This is a genomic window from Brevibacterium sp. MGP-B1, from assembly GCF_057766545.1.
The window spans coordinates 2,351,245-2,370,728 of sequence record NZ_CM173407.1 but is presented as its reverse complement, the minus strand read 5'-3'; the positions used below and the strand labels follow the sequence as shown (position 1 = coordinate 2,370,728).

The following is a 19,484-nucleotide window of genomic DNA, read 5'->3' as shown; positions in this document are numbered from 1 at the left end:
GGGTCTCTGGGATTCTCCGATGCTCAGGTCAACGGGCGAGCCCTCGACGTGCAATTCGACTAATTGACGAGTGCAGTCTTCCGGATGAAGGATCGACTGGTGTTCCGTTCGAATCTCCTGACGGTCGTCGGGTCGGAAGAAGCGCGGCAATCATTCCGGCCCGGGCGCTCTCTGCGTCTTCGCCAAATTCCGGAGATACAATCTCCGTCTGGAGCGGAAAATCGATGAGACGGTCGAAAAGCAATTCCGAACCGATGTGTGCCTCCACGCCGACAGCGTCAAAAGCACGCAGACGGTTGTTGATCCAGCGATCGTCCTCAGCCTCCCCGATATAGGCATGCCGCACATTGCGGTGAGTTAGTTCCCGCAGATTGAGGTTCGCCTGTTCGAACTGCAGGTGCAGATCGGGGTTCAGCGACGTGAAGACCTCTTCTGTCTCTGACGCCGACCGACCGATGTAGACCCGCAGCGTGGTCAGCTCTCGGAGCTTCTCGTACGTGCGATGATTGCCCGCCAGCAACGCCACGGAATGCGACTTGTTCAAGCGTTCCAGCGACGGCAGCCATTCGATGATCAGGTTGATGTCGTGCGGTCCAGCCATCGTGGAGACGAGGATCTCCGCCCCCCTTACAGTCATCGCGGAATCCGAGGAATTGATGAAGTGTGAATCCACGCGAGACTGCGCAGCCATGTTGGCGATTCCAGTCGCCGCGAAGTCAAAGCTACGTCCAATGAACGTGAGGCCTCTGGATGCCGACTTCAGCACGGACGGTCGTTGTCGGACAGTGGTCCCTCCTTTCGGCCGACCATTGAGCTGCTCACCCACGGGATCAGCGACTTTGACCGCCCGATCGCGTTCTTCGATGACCTGTTCCACGGCGTGAACGAAACGAGCAAGCGAAGCACCAGGAGTACGGTCGCCATAGTAAAAGTCGGCCCATTCAGACAATCTCTCGCGTTCCTCGTCGTCATTGAGGAGCGTCTCGAGCATTTCTGCTGTGTGCTTCGCCTCGTCGGCCGACAGCAACGGCATTTGCGGGATGAAACCGACGTCGGGCATGACGGCTTCGGGCTCCTGCGGAAGAGTGACGATCAATGGTTTCGCCGTAGTCAGCCAGTCATAGGCGACTGCTGAAATGTCGGTGATCATCGCGTCCGCCGCGTCGAGTTGCCAGCCGAATGGAGTGTCGTCGATAAAGTGCGGTCCGCCCTCGCCTGCATTGGCGCGAGTGATGAGACCGCGGATCTTCCTGTCGGCTTCGACAAACTCATCCTCATGGACGCCTGTGCGAGGATGCGGACGGTAGACCACCCGAAATCGATCGTCGCTGAGGAGGGATGAGACGATGTCTACACCATGAGAGGCTACCGATCCGTACCTCATGGTGAGTCGCCCGCCCTCCCACGTGGGGGAGTAGAGGACTGTAATTCGGTCGCGACATTCTTCCAATGGGGAACGGTGCTTGATGTCGATCTGCGGTCGCCCGATGGCAATGGTTCGGGCATCGACATCATAGTTTCTCACATGCGCGCGAAGACGTTCACGTGAGGCGTCTCCAGCGACGAAGAAGTAATTGAAGATTTTTACCCAATTGGATGCCATATAGATTTTGTCGGACTCGCCGTGGCAGATGAAGACGTGTTCCGCCGAAGTGAGACCGAGAATCCTATAGTTGGCGTAGTTCTGATTCGGGTAGAGGATGACCTTCGGTTTGAGTTCGTCTTCGACTTCGCTCAAGTCTGAGTAGCTGGGAGTGAGCACGACTTTGAGGCCCGTCTCTTGAACGACGAGCTCGGCAGTCGACGGCTGATAGCAGAGAATCGCGACCGTATGGGTCTTCGCCAGATGTTCGAGAGGGCCATACCACTGTCTGATTTGGTACATGTTGACAGGTTCGCCCGGAAAATTCAGGAGGACGTCGACCTCTCCTTCGGGGATCGGTCGATACTGCGCGAGAGCCCGCAACTGGGCCCGATGGCGAACCGTTTCGACAGATCTGCCCATCTTCTGGGCAATTCTGCTGATCAGATTCAGTGCTTCTGGCACATGCAACATTGATGTTTACCGCAAATTTCCCTACTGGTCATCATTTCCTTGCTTCCGAGTGTAGTCGTGATGGGTCGCGGCAAAGGAATCGTGTGGCGTGCGTCTTGTACTTCAGCAAAGCGCTCTGTCTCGATAGGGATGACGCCACGTAACCGAACCCGGTGAACGGCACAAGTGGAGTCAAGAAAACTCATCAATACTCCAGCAAACATTGCCAAAATCGCAACTTGTGTGCAGACTGTATAAGTGGTCGCGACGAGCAGAGATGCAGAGACCAGCGAGACGTCGCTGGAGACCCGAGTCCGTGATGCCATCAGAACAGCTGGAATCAACCACAGTGAAGTCGCCCGCAGGATCGGACTCGACGCCAGCAAACTCTCGAAATCCCTGGCTGGGACACGGAAGTTCCGGGTCGAGGAGATCTCACGCATCGCCGATCTCACCGAGGTCAGCACCGACTGGCTCACGACCGGGAGAACGGCAGGGCCGCCTCGGCGGGGAAGGGCCGCACCGACGCCGGGGATCGTTTCGGTCGGATCGACCCCCAACGACGCATCACCGGACGGCACAGATATCCCGACGATTCCCGGACAGAGCGACGGCGCAGAGCCACCCGCGTCCGCCCCCACGCAGGAGTGGATGTCGAAGGGCACCCGCAGCCGGGTGACGATCATCGCCGCCGCCTGGGAACTCTACGCCGACCTCGGCATCGACAAAGTGCGCACCGAGGACGTCGCCCGCGCAGCCGGCATGACCACCTCGGCGGTGAACTACCACTTCCGGACGAAGGACCAACTGCTCCAGGCGGCCCTGCGCTACTCGCTCGACATCATCGCGAAGACCCGCCACCTCAACGACTCCGTCGACGCCCTCTCCGTGCTCCGCCATTTCGCGCGCATCCACGCCGGCATCGATCCGAAGATCCGCCGCGTCTGGTCGATCTGGCTCCAATGCTGGGCCCGAGCGGCCACGGACACGGTGGCCCGCGAGAACCTCACCGCCGTCTACGGCGAATGGCTCGACATGATCGCCGCCCTCATCGACAACGGGCAGAAAGCCGGCCTCATCCGCGCCGGCGACACCACACTCATGGTCAAGTCACTGGCCATCTTCATCGACGGACTCGGCGTGGCCCGCAGCACCGGCCAGCTCGACATCACCAATGACGACGCGCTGACCATGCTCGAGATCTACCTGCGCGCCCACGTCCTCGCCGACGGTGACGCATCCACAGCCGAAGTCACCTCCACACCAGACACCCGAACCCCGAAGTCAGAGCGAGTCGCCGCAGCCGGCGGACCCGATTCGACGTCCTAGGAAGAAGGCACATGAACACACCGAACCGAAGACAAGCGCTGGGCGCGGGCCTTGCCGTGGCCGGCGTCGCGGGCTTGAGCGCCTGCGGCGGCGGGGAAGTCGGTGCCGCCGACGCCGGCAAGCCCGTCAAAGGCGGAACCCTGCGCGTCGGAGTCACCGGCGGCAACTCCGCGGACACCGTCGACGCCCACATCCCCGTCAACAACGGCGACGTCTGCCGAGCCGTCAACCTCTACAACGCCCTCTACGGCTGGGATGACGACTCCCAAGTCGTGCCGCTGCTGGCCGAATCGATCAAAGCCAACTCCGACTCCACCGTGTGGACGTGCACGCTGAAGGACGGCATCAAGTTCTCCGACGGCAAGCCGATCACCTCGGAAGACGTCGTGTTCACCTTCGAGCGGATCAACGACCCCGACGACCCGAAGACTGCGGCCGCAAACTTTTCCATGCTGGAGAAAGTCGTCGCCAAAGATGACCGCACCGTCGAATTCCGACTCAGCGAACCCAACGGCCTGTTCAAGGACGCCGTCGCCGAATACACCGCCGCCATCGTCCCTGTCGGCTACGACCCGGAGAACCCGGTGTGCTCGGGACCGTTCAAACTCAAATCGTTCACCGCCGCCCAGTCGACCGTGCTCGTGCCCAACGAGCACTATTTCGACTTCGACAAGATGTACCTCGACGAGGTTGAGGTGCTGAACTTCAACGATGACGACGCCCTCATCAACGCCCTCCTGTCGACCCAGGTGGACGCGATCGCCGGCATCCCACTCGCCCTCGTCGAAGTCATCGACGCCGATGAGCGCATGTCCATCCTCAACTCGAAGACCGGTATGTGGCTGCCCTTCACCATGCGCGTGGACAAGAAGCCCTTCGATGACGTCAAGGTCCGGCAGGCCTTCCGCCTCGTCGTCGACCGGGAGCAGATGATCGAACAGGTACTCTCCGGCTACGGCACACTGGGCAACGACATGTTCGGTCCGCTGAGTGAGAACTATCCGACATTCCCGCAGCGCAAACAGGACCTGGACAAAGCGAAGAAGCTCCTCGCCGAGGCAGGCTACCCCGACGGGCTCGACGTCGAACTCGTCACCGCCCCCATCCAATCCGGAGCCGTCGAAGCCGCCCAGGTCTTCGCCCAGCAGGCCGCCGACGCCGGAATCCGAGTCAAGATCCGCAAGGTCGATGCGACAACGTTCTTCGGCGACGGATACCTCCAATGGGATTTCGCTCAGGACTTCTGGTACACACGCGACTTCATGCCGCAGGTTATCTCCTGTTCCCTGGCGGAGTCGCCGTTCAACGAAACCCACTGGGACGACCCGCAGTTCAATAAGGTCTTCGACAAGGCCCGGGCCATCCCTGACGCCGGGGAGCGCCGGGACTTGGAGCACGAGCTGCAGAAGATGCTCTACGACGATGGCGGCTACATCGTCTGGGGCTTTGCCAACCAGGTCGACGCCTTCCAGAAGTACGTCGGAGGGCTCGTCCCCAACTCCACGGGACGTCCGCTGAGCGGTTGGAGATTCGACCGCGTATGGATCGGAGAGGTCTGACATGTTCGGAAAAGTCATCGGTAAGCGGCTGCTCTTCTCCGCATTCATCCTCATCGCAGTCTCCCTGCTCGTCTTCGGCGCCACCCTGCTGCTGCCCGGCGATGCCGCCCGGGCGATCCTTGGCCAACAGGCCACCCCGGAGCGCATTGCGGCCCTGAACGAACAGCTGGGACTCGACCAACCCGCTTGGCAGCGGTACTTCACCTGGCTGGGAGGACTGTTCGTCGGCGACTTCGGAACCTCCTCGGCGACGGGAGGATCCGTCGGCGCGCTGCTCGGTGATCGGATCGGTGCCTCGTTCATCCTCATGGGATTGGCTGCGATCATCTCCGTGCCCTTGGGCATCGGACTCGGCGTCTTTCAGGCGCTGCACCGCGGGAAGCGCCGCGACCAGGCGATGACCGGGGTCAGCCTCGTGCTGGCGGCCATGCCCGAGTTCGTCATCGGCATCGGCCTCATTGCCATCTTCGCCACTTCGGTGTTCCAGATCCTGCCGGCCGTCACCCTGGCCCCGCCGGGAGAACCCGTGTGGAACCGGCCGGAGCAGCTCATCCTGCCGACCCTGACACTCATCCTCGTCGTCACTCCCTACATCGTGCGGATGATGCGGGCGACGATGATCGAAGTCCTCGACTCCGGGTTCGTCGAGATGGCCAGGCTCAAGGGTGTCCCGGAGAAACGTGTGATCATGCGCCACGCCGTGCCCCACGCACTCGGACCGGTCGCTCAGGTCGTCGCGATCCAGCTGGCCTGGCTGGCCGGCGGTGTGGTCGTCGTCGAGTTCCTGTTCCGCTACCCGGGACTCGGCCAAGCACTCATCGATGCGGTGACCTACCGTGACGTGCAGGTCGTTCAGGCGATCTCCATGCTCGTCGCCGCCGTCTACGTCGTGGTGAACCTGGCGGCCGATGTCGTCGGCATCCTCACCAACCCGAAACTCAGGAGCGCAGCATGAGCACCGACGCCAACAGCCTTGATGACCTCAAGTCCGCGGCCACCGATGCCGCTGAGGTGCCCAAGGAATCCGCCACCACCTACGTTCCCTTCTACAAGCGGGTGCTCGCGCAGAAACAGGGCAAGATCGGCCTGATCATCACCGTGGTCGTCGTCGCGCTCGCCCTGTGCGGCCCGCTGCTGCTGCCCTGGGCGACCGGCAACACCGCCACCGAGTTCGTCACGAAGCCGTTCAGTCCCTACGGTCTGTTCGGCTCGGACAACCTCGGCCGCGATGTGTTCTCCCGGTTCCTCGCCGGCGGTGTGACACTCATCGTCTACGGTGTGCTCGCCACCGCTCTCGGCATGGTCGTCGGTGCGATCATCGGCATGCTCGCCGCCTATGTCGGAGGAACCTTCGACGCCGTGATCATGCGGCTCAACGACGTCATCCTCGCCATCCCGCAGCTCGTGTTCGCCCTCCTGGCGATCACAGTGTTGGGCCCGCAGGGATGGGTGCTCGTGACCGTCATCGGCCTCACCCACGCACCACGCATCGCCCGTGTCGCGAGATCTGCGACCCTGGGCGTCATCACCGAGGACTACATCAAGGCTGCGGAGATGTACGCGATGCCGCGGTGGAAGGTGCTCATCCGTGAGCTGCTGCCCAATATCACCGGCCCGTTGAGCGTGGAGGCGGGCCTGCGTCTGACCTACTCGATCGGCTACATCGCGTCGCTGTCGTTCCTCGGCCTCGGCCTGCAGCCGCCCGCGGCCGACTGGGGTCTGATGATCAACGAGAACCGAATCGCCCTGTCCATCCAACCCTGGGGTGTGCTGCTGCCGGTCATCGCGATCGCACTGCTGACGATCGGCACCAACCTGCTCGCGGACTCCTTCGCCCGAGCCACCGCATCGACATCCGTGGAGGCATGATGAGCCCGAAGACAGAGACCGTTCGCCACGATGATGCGAACGAACCGAACGAGAAGATCGTCCTGCGCGTCAGCGACCTGCGCGTGCTCACGAACGCCGGGGACGAGATCCTCCACGGCGTCGACTTCGCCCTGTCACGAGGCGAGATCCTCGGGTTGGTCGGCGAGTCCGGCTCCGGTAAGACCACGGCCGGTCTGGCCTGCATGGGGCACTTCCGGGAGGGCCTGAAGTTCGGATCCGGGTCCGTGAGCATCTGGCCGCGCGGCGACGCAATCCACCTTGAGGTTGGCGACCTCGACGAGGTGGCCCTGCGAGATCTGCGCGGATCCCGAATCGCGTACATCCCTCAGGACCCGGCACTCTCGCTCAATCCGGCCATGCGCGTGGGCGAGCAGATCCGGGAGGTCCTCGACATCCACGACTTCGGAGCCTCGGATCGTGAGCGAGCTGATCGCGTCGCCGAGGTGCTCGTCGACGTCGGACTCCCCGGGGATCGTGCCTATCAGCGACGTTGGCCCCATCAGCTGTCCGGCGGTCAGCAGCAGCGCATCGGCATCGCCATGGCCTTCGCGATGTATCCCGACGTGCTCATTCTCGACGAACCGACGACCGGGCTGGACGTGTCCACGCAGTCGGTCGTGCTCGACACGATCCGGCAGATGACGGTGGCGAACAACGTCGCCGGTCTCTACATCACCCACGATCTGGCGGTGATCAAGGACATCTCCGACCGAGTGGCCGTGATGCTGCGCGGCGACCTCGTCGAAGAGGGCCCGGTGTCGGCAGTGCTCGAACGTCCGCAGCATGAGTACACGAAGATGCTCATGGCGGCCGTGCCCGACCTTGCCGGACGCAAGACCATCGGCGACGGGGCCGCGGAAGCGAAGTCCGTCACTGAGGCCGACGAGAAGACACATATCCTCGTGTCGACGGGGGAGAAGTCAGGCGATACGGAACCGGATCGGTCCGATGCTGACGGAGCGGCCGCCTCGGCGGTTGATTCTGATGTCTCCGCTGTGGAGGGGAAGGGCAAGTCTGCCTCGGCGAACGCGCCTCTGCTCGAGGTCAAGGATGTGGCGCTCGCCTACGGGAAGGCGCAGATCCTCGACGGGATCAATATGGTCCTGGAGCCGGGGGAATGCACGATGCTGCTCGGCGAATCGGGGTCGGGAAAGACGACGCTGTCGCAGTGCGTGGCCGGGCTCAACGACGACTACCAAGGAGCGGTGAAGCTGCGGGGAACCGAGTTGGCTCGGTCGACGCGCAAACGCACGAACGAACAGCGCGTGGGCATCCAGTACGTGTTCCAGTCACCGTTCTCCTCGCTCAACCCGCGGCGGTCGATCGGTCAGTCGTTGACGGTGCCGTTGGAGATGAGCGGTAACGGTACGGCCGCGAGCAGGAAGGCCACCGTCGAGGAAGCACTCGATTCGGTGCGGCTGGGACGGTCGTTCTATCACCGACGCCCCGGCGACCTCTCCGGCGGTGAGCGGCAGAGGGCCGCGATTGCTCGAGCGCTGGTCAACGCGCCGTCGGTGATGGTCTGTGACGAGATCACCTCGGCACTCGACGTCAGCGTGCAGGCATCGATTGTCGCCCTGCTGCGCACCCTGCGGGAGGAACGTCAGCTGGCGATGCTCTTCGTCACCCACAATATTGCGCTGTCGCGGCATATCGCTGACAATCTTGCGGTGCTCAACAAGGGCAAGATCGTCGACTACGGACCGACTGCCTCGGTGCTCGAGGATCCATCGCACGAGTACACGCGGGCGCTGATCGCCGACGTGCCGAAGTTCTGAGGGGGACGTCCGGTAGGGGTGGGGCGATGTCAGTGACGGCAGATACAGTCGATCTATGTCACAGCAAAGACGCGTTGGCAGCGATTCGAGATGCTGCGTCCGGCAGGACCCTCCCTTAGTTTGGCGGGACTATGTGGATGATCTGCACCCGTCCGTTGTTGCAATGGACCGTTGGTTGGATGGTCTTGTTCCGTTCGAGAGATTCCATCAAGAAGGGGAGAATGCAGAGCTGATGGAAGCAGCTGCCGCCGGGGAGCTGTGGGACAGCGGCGATGAAACCACCCGAATCAAGCCGATCTACAGTGATCCTGATGTCTACGAATTGCGGAGACGAGCGCTGACCAAAGCTCTGCGCTTCTATCATGCTGAACCATTCGAACTGCCGACGTCATTGGTCTCACTGCACAGGCAAATCAAGTCAGATTCTCCAGGCCAGCAGCGTGAGATCGATTTTGCAGTAGAGCGCTACCGAACTGGTGCGACGCACGGTTGGAACCCAGACTCCTAGTCTCCTAACAACCTATGGGTTGTTTCTGTACAATGAAGGTTATGATTGCCGCGCAGGAGAATGCTTTGTCGACCCTGAATCCAGAACTCGTGCGGGCGCGCGCAAAAGTCCTTGCGCGAGAAGATCGGGAGCTCAAAGCCGAGTTGATCAAGATCCGCCAGGAGTCCGGTCTTACTCAGAAAGAGCTCGCTGACATCATGGGCGTGACGCAGCAGGCTATTCACAAACTTGAGCGCTACGACTCTGATCCGAAAGCGTCAACATTGCGACGATACGCGAATGCTCTTGGTGCATTCTATGAACACCAGGTGCATAAGGATCAGGGGCAGTCAGTGTGGCTCGCGGCCCGCCGCGAGTGGGAGACCGCGAAAACGACAACTGTTCCAGTGTCTTCGGCTGGTGTTGGAGGTGTGCCTGCCGCTAGTGAATCATGGCGCACCGTCAAACAGTCCGACTTCGGGCTTGCGAGGTGATCTTCCATGGCATTTGAAGGTGTCGACCCTCTGCATGAAGTCCGAGCTCTGGTTGACCAAGTGCAACTCGAATCAGTGGAGTTCCACGAAGTGTCTGCCCGCCGCTTCGATTCGGGGTCGGACGGCGAAGCCGGAGAGATCTCGATCGAAGTCCAGATCAGAGAAGGGACAGGCGGTTTCGGCGTTCGCTTGATAGCCACCGCAGAAGTGGCAATCGGCGAGGCTGTCGTCAGCGTAGCGGGCGAGTATTCGATGGCTGAGGGGGCCGACCCGAGCAGCCGGACGATTAAGCAGTTCGTCAATGAAGTTGCTGTTATGACTGTGTTGCCATACCTCCGTGAGGGGATGACCACGATCACCGCGAAAGTGTTCGGTAAGGCGCTGTATATTCCTATCATTCCGCGTGGCGATATTGCCGTGGAGCTGGACGACGATGACGTTGTAGAAGACGACGCTCGGGCGTAATCGGCTCATCTGAACGTCGATCCACCCCGGCATCGGTCATAAACTGCTGCTGTGATCTGGGCTGTGGGGCCAGTGGACCGCCGAGGTGTCAGTCACCCTGTGCGGGAGCCCGCGACCGCACCCGCCAGGTCGCCGGAGAGCTCTTCGCGGGTGAGGTGGGTGAGGCGACTGATCGCCCTGATGAGCCCATCGGATCCGAGGTAGCCGACGGATCGGGCAGCGGAGGCAACTGTGAATCCTGCGCGGATTCTGCGCAGAGCAAGGTTGAGTCGCTTCCGCGTCCTCCACTGCACGAAAGACATGCCCAGGTCGTCTTTGATGAGCCGTTCGACGTGCCGTGTGCTCATCGAATGTCGCTCGGCGACGGCGGTCAACGGCACTATCAGGCTCATGGGGTCGTTCACGATCGCTTGGACTGCGCGGTATTGCGGTTCCGGAATCGGGAAGTCATCGACGGCGAAGGTGCCCAGCTCTGCGTCGAGGGCTTCCCTGAGCGGCCGGCGCTCGGCCTCGCTTTTCGGAGACGAGGCGAGGATGAGCAGGGCGGTTTCACGGATGGCGGTTGAGCGGCGGATATGGAGGAACCCTTCGGGCGGTTCCGTCTGCGGTGACAATCGTGGGCCGAGCATGATGGAGTCCGATCTCGTCGTGACCGAGTGGTCGATGCCCGAGCCCAGCCACAGGTTGGACTCGGAGGCGAGGCTGTGATGCGTCAATTCGAACCCGCGCCCGCGCAGGTGGACGTCCACGGAGCCGCTGATGACATGGATGAGCAGAGGGTATGAATGGCTGTGCCAATCATGCCCGGTGAGGAGCACTGGTCGTTCCGTCCCGCTGTCGTCTCGTCGCAGGCGAGCATGTCGTGTTGGTCGGGTGATGATGTCGCCTTTGTCGTAAGTAAGCCGAGAAGTTTGGTTAGGCTGGGCTATGTTCTTCGAGTCTAGTCCGTACCCGTCAGTCGAGGTAGTCAATGTCCGTGCTCCGTCGAATCAGTGCGCTCTTCATGGGTGCAAGTCTTCTGCTCATCACCGCCTGTGCAGGTCCCACGAATACGTCCGAGACGGGTCCTTCGGCGAATGGATCCGAGGCCCGTACGGTCGCAACCGAACAGGGCGAGGTCGAGGTTCCGGCCGATCCGCAGCGGGTGGTTGTGCTCAACTACGCTCTCGCCGGTTATCTCTTCGACCTCGATGTGCCGGTCGTGGCCACGACTCCCGAGGTCACGGAAACCGACGGGAAGTTCTCGCCGTTCTGGACTGAGAAGGCTGAGGCGCAGGGGACTGAGTTCCTGCCGTGGAGCAACGATGGATTCGATCTCGAAGCCATCATCGAGGCCGAGCCCGACCTCATCATCGCCGGAGGGATCGGATTCCCACTCAAGCACGCGACCGACTCCTACGACAGACTGCAGGAAGTGGCGCCCACGGTACTCGTATCAGGAGACAAGCAGACCTGGCAGGACCAGTTCTCCTTCATTGCCTCCGACGTGTTGGGCCGACAGGCGGACTATGAGAAGTTCGAGTCAGCCTATGAGGACCGAGTTGCCGAGGTGAAGGACACCATCTCGATCCCCGAGGGAGAGATCTCCATCCTCACGCTCGACAGCAAGGACACTCCCTATATCCTCATCGAGGACAAGAGCCTGTCGGCGGAGCTGAAACCGCTCGGCTTCACGACTGCTCCGCTGTTCGACGAGAACGACATCGAACCCTACACTGCGGGCGGAGACATGTTCGGGCCCTCGCTCGAGGTGCTGCCTGATGTTCTTCGCTCCGAGACGGTCTTCGTGGTCGGCTTCAATAATGCGAGCATCGGCGTCGACGACCTCAAGGACGAAACGCCGTACGATCGCATCCCAGCTTTCGAATCCGGTCAGGTCCACGATCTCCCGTACTGGTCGATGCGCGGCGACTATGACGAGGCGATGGCTCTGCTCGACATCGTTGAGGAGATGTTCCCCGCGACGTAGTGACGACGAAGGCGATCAGCGATCTGTCGGCGGCGTATCAGCCGGCTCGTCCTCCTCGTCGGCGTTCTCCTCGTCCTCGCGATTCTCATCATCGCCGGTCTCGTCTTTCCGGCCGAAGTCATCGGTGTCCACCTTGTCGAGATACTCCGACGACGGTGCGCCTCCGGCCGCGTGGTCGAGATTCTCCGTTGCCTTGCGCATGCTGTCGGCGGTGCTGCCGTCGGTGCTGTTGTCGTCGGTTGACATTCGGATCACCTTTCGCTGGAGTGCGCGGATGGAAAACAGTCTACGTGGTGGCCTCGAGAGCGTCGACCGAACATTTCGATAATCCTCTGGACGGCCGGTCACTCACTCGGTGAACGGCGTGATCGGCTCGGGCTGACCGAGTGAGTCGACGAGATCACCGGCGAGCGTGCGCAGTTTGATATTGCGATGCGATGAGGCCCTCTTGAGAATGGCGACAGCTTCATCCTGGCTGCAGGCCGCCTGGGCCATCGTGATTCCGATGGCCACGTCGATGACGGTACGCGATTCCATCGCCCGCTGTCGGTGTTCGGCTGCCTCGGCGAAGCGGGCGGTTCGGACCGCCGCTCGCAACGACCCCTTCACCGGTTCCGCGAATCTCTGCACGGCCGACAGTGTCGGCTCCCCGAAGCTGTGGGGCTGCATGGCGTAGAAGGTCATGACCGCTTGCGCAGTGTCATCGATGTCGAGCGGGACCGCCACCAAGCTTCGCAGATCGTGAAGCACAGCGATCTCCATGAAGTCTCGCCAGCGCTTCTCTTCCTCGGCGTCCTCGACGCAGACGATCGCGCCGGTCTTCTTCGCCTCCACACGCGGTCCCGCTCCGAGGTAGGTGTGGATGTCTTCGAATCGTCTCGCTGCGTCGTCGCTGCCGCAGACAATGGTGCTGCGTCTGTTGCGGACCAGCATGATCCCGCACGAGACCGGAGAGTCCTGACCGATTTCGGCGGCGGCCATGATTGCGAGCTCATCCACGAAGCTGCCGAGCTCGTCTTCTGAGGCAAGGAGTCTGATGAGGAGTTCTGCGACCGATTCGCGGTGGGGGTCGGACGCAGCAACGGTGTCCTTCAACGTCTGCGGTTCAGTTCTGAGCCGCTGGCATGGATGGTCCGCGCGAGAATCTGCGGGTGAAGGGGAAGGCGATACACAATCAGGGGTCCTCACATCTGGAGGCCGCCTGCTTGACCTTGCAATATCTTACTCAAGGCTGGTGATATGCCCAAAATCGGTTCCGGGCAACTGTTCAGGCGGTCAGGCTGGGACACGATGACACGATCGGCATACCGGGCAACACCCCTACCGAGCCGCCTGAAACAGTGTCAGCATGGGTTCATACACTCGATGGAGGAAGGAAGATCGTGATGAGTGTTCACAGCGAAGACGAGAATGAACCGACAAAGGTCCCCGAGGAAGCCAAAGACGATGTTGCGGAAAAGCCCGGTACGGATTCCGCTTCGAAGCAGCACGAGGATGAATTGGTGGATGAGTGGGAGGAAGAATCGTTCCCCGCGAGCGACCCGCCCGCACACTACTGAGAGGTGAAAGTGAGGGCCCGAGACCTGATGACCAGGTGTCGGGCCTTCGCCGCTGAGGAATCCTCCTATGCGGGTTCCGAGTCCTCGGGACCCTTCTCCGCGTCGAAATTCCGCCGGTAGCGCTTCTCCGCTTCGTCGAGCAGCCTCGGGGAAAGGCGGGCGATCGGTTCTACCTCGACGAGCAGCGGTTCGCAGTCAGGACCACGCCCGACCTGCTCTCCGGTGAGTATCCAGGCGAAGCGGTCGGGGTTCTTCTCCTGGAGATGCTTGTACTGGCAGAGCTGGCGAGCCAGCCAATCGCCCAGCGGGCGGGTCCACCAGTCTTCAGGGGTCAGAGGATTGACGGCCAGGCCGGGCAGCTCGAGACCCGACTCGAAGTCGATGCTCCCGCCCTGAGTGTCACTCTCATAGCCTTCCGAATAGCGGACATAGAGCGGTCGTCCGGACGTTGCGAGCTCTTCGATCGTGTCCAGGCTGTCAAGCATGAGTCTCTCCGACATCAGTGCGAAACCTCTCTCACCTTGAGGGCCACCGGCCAGGTCACTGACACCGACATTCCTCGGCTTTTCACGGCTTCGGTTGCCGTTGTCAAGAGCACCCTGCAGTGTTGTGCGGTGGCCAGCGTCTCCTCGATCTCGCAGTAGACGAAGACGGCCTGCTGATTCTCTTCATCGAGTGTGTAGTGCAGCGCCGCAACCACGTCACCGGCGAGACGAAGCTCAAAAGCGGCTGCTTCCCGATCATCGATGACGGAGTAGGAGTCGGCTTCGTCCATTCCCGTCGGAAGTTCGGCGACTCGAAGACGGTCGACCGGCGTTTCGCTTCGACCGTCAAGACTATTGGACATACCCGTACCTCACAAAGGAGAGGGCCGACTTCTTGACCTGCTCGAACTATACGTACAGTGCGGTGACACGGCAATAGGACCGATGCCTCACCTGCCCGTGCGTTCGCGAACGAGAATCTGATGCACCGAACGATGAGTCTTTCGCGATGCGGCCTATGGACGAGGGACCGTCGCGCCAATATGGTCGAGTCACATCGGACCGGACGGTCCGAACACCGCCGGTTCCCCGGCGCCGCGGGTTGCGATGACGCCATCGCGCGGGTTGCCGAGGGGACATCTGACAGGGAGAAGGCACAATGACTCTCGCCGACACCAGCGGCACCGATGTCGTGGATATGCTCACAGCCGATCACAGGGACATGCTCGACCTACTTCGGCAGGTGGAGAGGACCGAGGATCTGGACGAGCGACGTGAAATCGCGGATACCGTCATCGCCGAGGTGATGCGGCATTCCGTGGCCGAAGAGATGATCGTCTACCCGTCGATCGAAGAGCACGTTCCGGGCGGAAAAGACGAGGTCGAGCACGACAAAGAAGAGCACGAAGAGCTTGTCCGAGTCATGAAGGAGCTCGAAGACCTCGACGTCACCGAGGGTGCTTTCCTCGAAAAGGTCATCGAGTTCGAGCAGTTGCTCGATCATCACGCGCGGGACGAAGAAGACGAGCAGTTCCCGAAACTCAGGGAGCACATTCCGCAGGATCAGCTCATCGACATGGGCAAGAGGGTGGTTTCGGCCAAGAAAGTGGCTCCGACCAGGCCCCACCCGAACGCGCCGCACTCGGAACTCTTCCACAAGAGTGTCGGCCCTGGTATCGGAATGGTCGACCGTCTGCGCGATAAGCTCACCGGACGCGAATCCTGACGGCTGCCGACGATTCAGCCCTCACGACGGGCCGCGGGCTTTAGCCGATCTCACCAGGCGTTCGACTCCGCCGGTCCACGGTTCGCCATGTCCGACGAGAACGGTGCGGGCGCCGGTCTCGGCGAGAGCATCGAGCGATTCCAGAGCCCTGTCGGGATCAGCGGTGGCAGCACTGGAGACGATCTGGGCCCCTGTTGTCCCGCGATACGGATTGAGCGTGACAAGTGAATCACCGGCGATGACCGTGTCCCTCTCGGGGAAGTGGAACGCGCAGTGGCCGAGCGTGTGTCCGGGCGTGAAGACGACCTGTGGCCGACCGGGCACGTCCAGCTCTGCGGTGCGAATGCGCGTGACCTCTTCGATGGGGCGCGGCCACCAGGCACGATTCTTCACGAAAGCTGTGACCATGGGCAGCGCCTTGAACTGGGTGAGCAGATACCACGTCAGCGGGCGGTCCCGGCCGTACTGACGCGGATGCCGGGTCAAGGGCACATCGTTGTCGTGCACGTACACGGGGACGGAGGCCTCCGAGCGCAGCTGCTCGGCGAAGCCGATGTGGTCGAAGTGTCCGTGCGTGAGCAGCAGAGCTCGGATGTCCTCCAGCCCGCGACCGAGTCGATCGAGGGCCCTCCTGAGCGAACGCCATGAGGTGGGAACACCGGCATCGACGACAGTCAGGCCTTCCTCGCCTTCGACGATGTACCAATTGACGTACGCGTCGTCGATGCGATGGATGCCTTCTGCAACCTCGGTGAGGGACATATCAGCGATCCTTGAAGCGTCGGCGGTTGAGAACGAGGGCGCTGCCGATCATCACGATCGCCAGACCGAAATGCAGCCAGTTGTCCGGAGTGTTGAGGGGAACGAAATTCGCAGCGGATTCCGCACCGATGACGAGCCCGTAGATCCACAGGACGGCGTAGACGATTCCGCCCCACAGCAGGTAATGGAACGACCCGGCGGGGGACCGACGGACGAGTGCCCCGACGATGCCGAACAGCAAGTGGACGATATTGTGCAGGATCGAGACCTGGAACAGGCCCAGAAGCAGCGCGGTCGAATGGTGGCCGGCGAATCGCATCGACATGAAGTTCGTCGTCGCTCCCGGGATGAACCCGAGAATGCCGGCTGCCAGGAAGAGTATGGTGACGATGAGAGCCGCCCACTGGATCGGGCGACCACGCTCATGGGGAACGTCTGGCCCTGGCTTTTCGGCGGTCATGATGCCTCCTCGACTGACGAAGTGATCAGATTGCTGACGAACTGGTCAGATTGCGGTCCACGTTAGATTGAGGCCCCACACCCCTCAACAGCTGCAGGTGACTCACAGACAACAGACGTGTGCACGAGTAGAGGGCCCGGACAGATAAAGCGACTGACACGGATTGTCAAGACTGTTTACAGGGGTCTCCGCACAATGCCAGGCTGAGAGGATCGCGCAGAACGCAGCGGAATCCATCGGGATTCCGACAGATGAACACTGATGCCGAGGAGGAACAAGGGATGAACCACAATCACTTGCGCACGGTCTACGAGAGCGGCGGTCCATATGCCACGGTCTACCTTGAGGGTCGAACTCCATCAGCCGATGCCGAGACGCAGCTGCGCCTGCGCTGGTCGGAGCTGCGAGACCAGCTGTCCGAAAGCGGGGCAGGGGAGTCTCTCCTCGAGTCCATCGATGCGATCATCCTCGTCGACGAACCCACCGAGGTGCACACAGACGGTCGGACCATCGTTGCGAACTCGGGGGGAGTTCTGCTGGACGAGCATTGGGACGCGGCGCTGGGAGATGGCGACGCGGCGCACTACGGACACGTCCCCGAACTCGGAGCCTACCTCCGCCAAGAGTGCCGACAGTTCGATGTCGTTCTCGTCATCGCCGGGCAGGATGGTGCGGCCGTCCGCGAACTGAGCGTGACTCCGGATCGAGAACACACCGAGAACGAGACGGCCCACGTGACCGGCGACAACGACGAAGACATCAACAAGCCGCGGCGAGGAGCATATTCGCACAACCAGATCCGCCGACGCGTCGACGAGATCATCAAAGCGAACGCTCGCAGTGTGTCCGACTTCGTCGATCGACTCATCACGGACAATGCGCCTGATGCGGTGGTTCTGGCAGGAGAAGTGCAGGGCAGAACGGTCGTCAAAGCCGAACTGTCAGTGAGGGCCGAAGAGCTGCTTCACGAGATCTCAGCGGGCGGCAACGACGATGACGGTGCCGAAGAGGCGATCGATGTGGCAGTGCGAACACTCGTGACGAGACTCGCCGGCGAACGCGAGGCCGAGAACTCCGAAAGACTGGCCGAGAGCAAGGCCCACGACCGTGCGGTCGAAGGCCACGCCGAAGTCGCGAAGGCAGTCGAGCGCGGTGCAGTGGCGACCTTGCTGCTCGACGATGCTGAGGCAGCAGAGGGCGAAGCAGGCATCATCGCCCAAGCTGTTCTGTCTTCAGCAGAGATCGGGCTCAGTCATGAGCCGATGCCCGAAGGCATCGCTGCGATCCTCCGCTACGATGTCGGCGCTGCGCTGGCGGACTGAGGAGTAAGTATCTGCCGGTAGATAGTAACCAGTGAGTTAATACAACGTGTAGGGTTGGTCCATGACAGCCGATCTCGGCAGGCCGGAAGGACCCTCTGATGAATCGACCGACGAATAGTCCGACCCCGCACCACTCGACCTCGCCAGGCGACGAAGTCATTCGGCAGGCCCGGCTCCCGCGCCGTGTCCTCGTGCTCGGGGCGACCGGTTATATCGGGGGACGCCTCGTACCGCGACTGCTGCAGGCCGGTCACGAGGTCCGAGTCGGAGTGCGGCGGCCGGAGAAGCTCAAGCAGGTCCCATGGGCAGCCGACGTCGACGTGAGAACTGTCGACCTCGACACCGGTCGCGGTCTCGAGGACAGCCTCAGTGGCATCGATACGGCCTATTACCTGGTGCATTCCATGGGGTCCGGCGGGGACTTCGAGGCTGCCGAGGCCGAAGCTGCCAAGCGTTTCGTTGGCGCTGCCGCGTCTGTCGGCGTGAGTCGTATCGTCTACCTCGGAGGGCTGCATCCGGAGGGGCGCAAGTTGTCGAAGCACATGCGTTCGCGGGCGACCGTCGGGCGCATCCTGCTCGACTCCGAGGTCGACGCGATCGTCTTCAACGCCGGCATCATCATCGGCTCCGGCTCTGCCTCGTTCGAGATGATCCGCCATCTCGCCCTGACGCTGAGGTGGATGCCGGCACCGGACTGGGTGGCCAACCGCGTCGAGCCGCTGTCGGTCCGCGACGCTCTCTACTACCTTCTCTCCGCCGCGGATGTGGAAGGAGCGGTCAACCGCTCGTTCGATATCGGCTCGCGGCAGATCCTCACCTACGCCGAAGTGATGCGCACCTTTGCCGCTGTCGCCGGCCTCAAACCCCGTCACGTCATCGCACTGCCGCTTCCCGCCCCGACCCTGTCAGGCATCTGGGTCGGACTGGTCACTCCGCTGCCGTTCGCTCTCACGCTGCCGCTCGTCCAGTCTCTGCAGGAGGATGCGGTGGCCTCGTCACACGACGTCGACGAAGTCATCCGGCCGCCCGAATCCGGTCTCATCGAATTCGGCGACGCCGTCCGACTCGCACTACGTCGTGAAGTCGAAGGCGCCGTAGATACGAACTGGGACGCCGACGCCGGAGGACTCGACGAGGCGGCCCAGCCGCTGCCGAACGACCCGCAGTGGGCGGGCCGACGCATCTTCACCGATGAACGGTCGGCGACGATCCCCGGTCTCTCGGCCGCCGATGTGTGGCCCGTGATCGAGGGCGTCGGCGGATCCACTGGTTGGTACTCCTGGCCGCTGGCGTGGAAGGTTCGTGGAGTCTGGGACAAAGCCGTCGGGGGTGCTGGCCTCAACCGAGGTCGACGGCTGCCGGACGCCCTGCGCATCGGCGACCCGGTCGATTGGTGGAGAGTCGAACGGCTGGAGCGGAACTCTCGCCTGCTGCTGCGCGCCGAGATGAAAGTCTCCGGTCACGCGTGGCTCGAATTCACACTGGCAGACTCCGACGATGGCTGCGAGTATCACCAGACAGCGACCTTCATCCCCACCGGGGCGCGCGGTCACATCTACTGGGCCCTCGTCGCCCCGTTCCATCGGTTCATCTTTCCCGCGATGGCGAAGAACATCGCCGCCGAGGCGCGCCGCAGGGTGCGAGCGTGAATGTTCCCCGGTCTTG

Annotated in this window: 21 protein-coding genes; 13 read left to right on the top strand and 8 right to left on the bottom strand. The window is 62.0% G+C overall.

The genetic code is table 11. The annotated features are described in order from the left end of the window. Positions 1-28 precede the first annotated feature (28 nt). Positions 29-2,047: a CDP-glycerol glycerophosphotransferase family protein gene (locus AC3CD9_RS10750; protein WP_488363857.1), complete on the bottom strand. Its 2,019-nt coding sequence runs from the start codon at positions 2,045-2,047 to the stop codon at positions 29-31. Between the two features lie 246 nt (positions 2,048-2,293). On the opposite strand from AC3CD9_RS10750, the gene AC3CD9_RS10745 reads away from it, so the two are divergent. The 8 genes from AC3CD9_RS10745 (at position 2,294) to AC3CD9_RS10710 (ending at position 10,037) form a co-directional block, all read left to right on the top strand. Then, positions 2,294-3,364 (top strand): TetR family transcriptional regulator, encoded by a 1,071-nt coding sequence (locus tag AC3CD9_RS10745; RefSeq protein ID WP_488363856.1) that lies wholly within the window; start codon positions 2,294-2,296, stop codon positions 3,362-3,364. An 11-nt stretch (positions 3,365-3,375) separates the two neighbouring features. Continuing rightward, positions 3,376-4,923: an ABC transporter substrate-binding protein gene (locus AC3CD9_RS10740; protein WP_488363855.1), complete on the top strand. Its 1,548-nt coding sequence runs from the start codon at positions 3,376-3,378 to the stop codon at positions 4,921-4,923. A 1-nt stretch (position 4,924) separates the two neighbouring features. Then, positions 4,925-5,878, top strand: a complete 954-nt coding sequence (locus tag AC3CD9_RS10735; protein ID WP_172170636.1) for an ABC transporter permease — start codon at positions 4,925-4,927, stop codon at positions 5,876-5,878. Next, a complete protein-coding gene (locus AC3CD9_RS10730) occupies positions 5,875-6,792 on the top strand; it encodes an ABC transporter permease (RefSeq protein ID WP_219922484.1) in 918 nt (305 codons plus the stop codon). Before AC3CD9_RS10735 ends, AC3CD9_RS10730 begins: the two co-directional genes overlap by 4 nt. Further along, complete coding sequence (locus AC3CD9_RS10725) at positions 6,792-8,591, top strand: ABC transporter ATP-binding protein (RefSeq protein ID WP_488363854.1); 1,800 nt, start codon at positions 6,792-6,794, stop codon at positions 8,589-8,591. Before AC3CD9_RS10730 ends, AC3CD9_RS10725 begins: the two co-directional genes overlap by 1 nt. Before the next feature lie 133 nt (positions 8,592-8,724). Beyond that, a complete protein-coding gene (locus AC3CD9_RS10720; RefSeq protein WP_488363853.1) occupies positions 8,725-9,099 on the top strand; it encodes a hypothetical protein in 375 nt (124 codons plus the stop codon). 41 nt (positions 9,100-9,140) lie between these two features. Then, positions 9,141-9,572: a helix-turn-helix domain-containing protein gene (locus AC3CD9_RS10715; protein WP_488363852.1), complete on the top strand. Its 432-nt coding sequence runs from the start codon at positions 9,141-9,143 to the stop codon at positions 9,570-9,572. Positions 9,573-9,578: 6 nt separating this feature from the next. Next, complete coding sequence (locus AC3CD9_RS10710; RefSeq protein WP_488363851.1) at positions 9,579-10,037, top strand: hypothetical protein; 459 nt, start codon at positions 9,579-9,581, stop codon at positions 10,035-10,037. A 92-nt stretch (positions 10,038-10,129) separates the two neighbouring features. Here AC3CD9_RS10710 and AC3CD9_RS10705 read toward each other — a convergent pair whose 3' ends face one another. Beyond that, complete coding sequence (locus AC3CD9_RS10705; RefSeq protein WP_488363850.1) at positions 10,130-10,855, bottom strand: helix-turn-helix transcriptional regulator; 726 nt, start codon at positions 10,853-10,855, stop codon at positions 10,130-10,132. 152 nt (positions 10,856-11,007) lie between these two features. Between AC3CD9_RS10705 and AC3CD9_RS10700 the strand changes: the two genes are divergently transcribed. Next, on the top strand, positions 11,008-12,006 hold the full coding sequence (locus tag AC3CD9_RS10700) for an ABC transporter substrate-binding protein (protein WP_488363849.1): 999 nt from the start codon (positions 11,008-11,010) through the stop codon (positions 12,004-12,006). A gap of 15 nt (positions 12,007-12,021) precedes the next feature. Here AC3CD9_RS10700 and AC3CD9_RS10695 read toward each other — a convergent pair whose 3' ends face one another. Together AC3CD9_RS10695 and AC3CD9_RS10690 are read right to left on the bottom strand one after the other, a co-directional pair. After that, positions 12,022-12,252, bottom strand: a complete 231-nt coding sequence (locus AC3CD9_RS10695; RefSeq protein WP_488363848.1) for a hypothetical protein — start codon at positions 12,250-12,252, stop codon at positions 12,022-12,024. A 102-nt stretch (positions 12,253-12,354) separates the two neighbouring features. Next, positions 12,355-13,101: a GAF and ANTAR domain-containing protein gene (locus AC3CD9_RS10690; protein WP_488363847.1), complete on the bottom strand. Its 747-nt coding sequence runs from the start codon at positions 13,099-13,101 to the stop codon at positions 12,355-12,357. A gap of 290 nt (positions 13,102-13,391) precedes the next feature. Between AC3CD9_RS10690 and AC3CD9_RS10685 the strand changes: the two genes are divergently transcribed. Continuing rightward, the gene (locus tag AC3CD9_RS10685) at positions 13,392-13,565 is read left to right on the top strand and encodes a hypothetical protein (protein ID WP_180345594.1); all 174 of its coding nucleotides are present in this window, start codon (positions 13,392-13,394) and stop codon (positions 13,563-13,565) included. A 65-nt stretch (positions 13,566-13,630) separates the two neighbouring features. Here the strand turns inward: AC3CD9_RS10685 and AC3CD9_RS10680 are convergent, their stop codons facing one another. Further along, entirely contained in the window at positions 13,631-14,050 is a 420-nt protein-coding gene (locus AC3CD9_RS10680) for a DUF6098 family protein (protein WP_229664203.1), read from the bottom strand. Positions 14,051-14,064: 14 nt separating this feature from the next. Continuing rightward, positions 14,065-14,340, bottom strand: coding sequence for a hypothetical protein (locus tag AC3CD9_RS10675; protein WP_488363846.1), 276 nt, complete (start codon positions 14,338-14,340; stop codon positions 14,065-14,067). A 368-nt stretch (positions 14,341-14,708) separates the two neighbouring features. Here AC3CD9_RS10675 and AC3CD9_RS10670 point away from each other — a divergent pair, with 368 nt between their 5' ends. After that, positions 14,709-15,275: a hemerythrin domain-containing protein gene (locus AC3CD9_RS10670; protein WP_139468343.1), complete on the top strand. Its 567-nt coding sequence runs from the start codon at positions 14,709-14,711 to the stop codon at positions 15,273-15,275. 21 nt (positions 15,276-15,296) lie between these two features. Here the strand turns inward: AC3CD9_RS10670 and AC3CD9_RS10665 are convergent, their stop codons facing one another. After that, positions 15,297-16,037, bottom strand: coding sequence for an MBL fold metallo-hydrolase (locus tag AC3CD9_RS10665; protein ID WP_139908783.1), 741 nt, complete (start codon positions 16,035-16,037; stop codon positions 15,297-15,299). Position 16,038: 1 nt separating this feature from the next. Further along, a complete protein-coding gene (locus tag AC3CD9_RS10660) occupies positions 16,039-16,497 on the bottom strand; it encodes a DUF4383 domain-containing protein (RefSeq protein ID WP_139468344.1) in 459 nt (152 codons plus the stop codon). Positions 16,498-16,778: 281 nt separating this feature from the next. Here AC3CD9_RS10660 and AC3CD9_RS10655 point away from each other — a divergent pair, with 281 nt between their 5' ends. Continuing rightward, a complete protein-coding gene (locus tag AC3CD9_RS10655; RefSeq protein ID WP_488363845.1) occupies positions 16,779-17,819 on the top strand; it encodes a baeRF2 domain-containing protein in 1,041 nt (346 codons plus the stop codon). A 98-nt stretch (positions 17,820-17,917) separates the two neighbouring features. After that, the gene (locus AC3CD9_RS10650; protein WP_488363844.1) at positions 17,918-19,468 is read left to right on the top strand and encodes an SDR family oxidoreductase; all 1,551 of its coding nucleotides are present in this window, start codon (positions 17,918-17,920) and stop codon (positions 19,466-19,468) included. Positions 19,469-19,484: the final 16 nt, after the last annotated feature.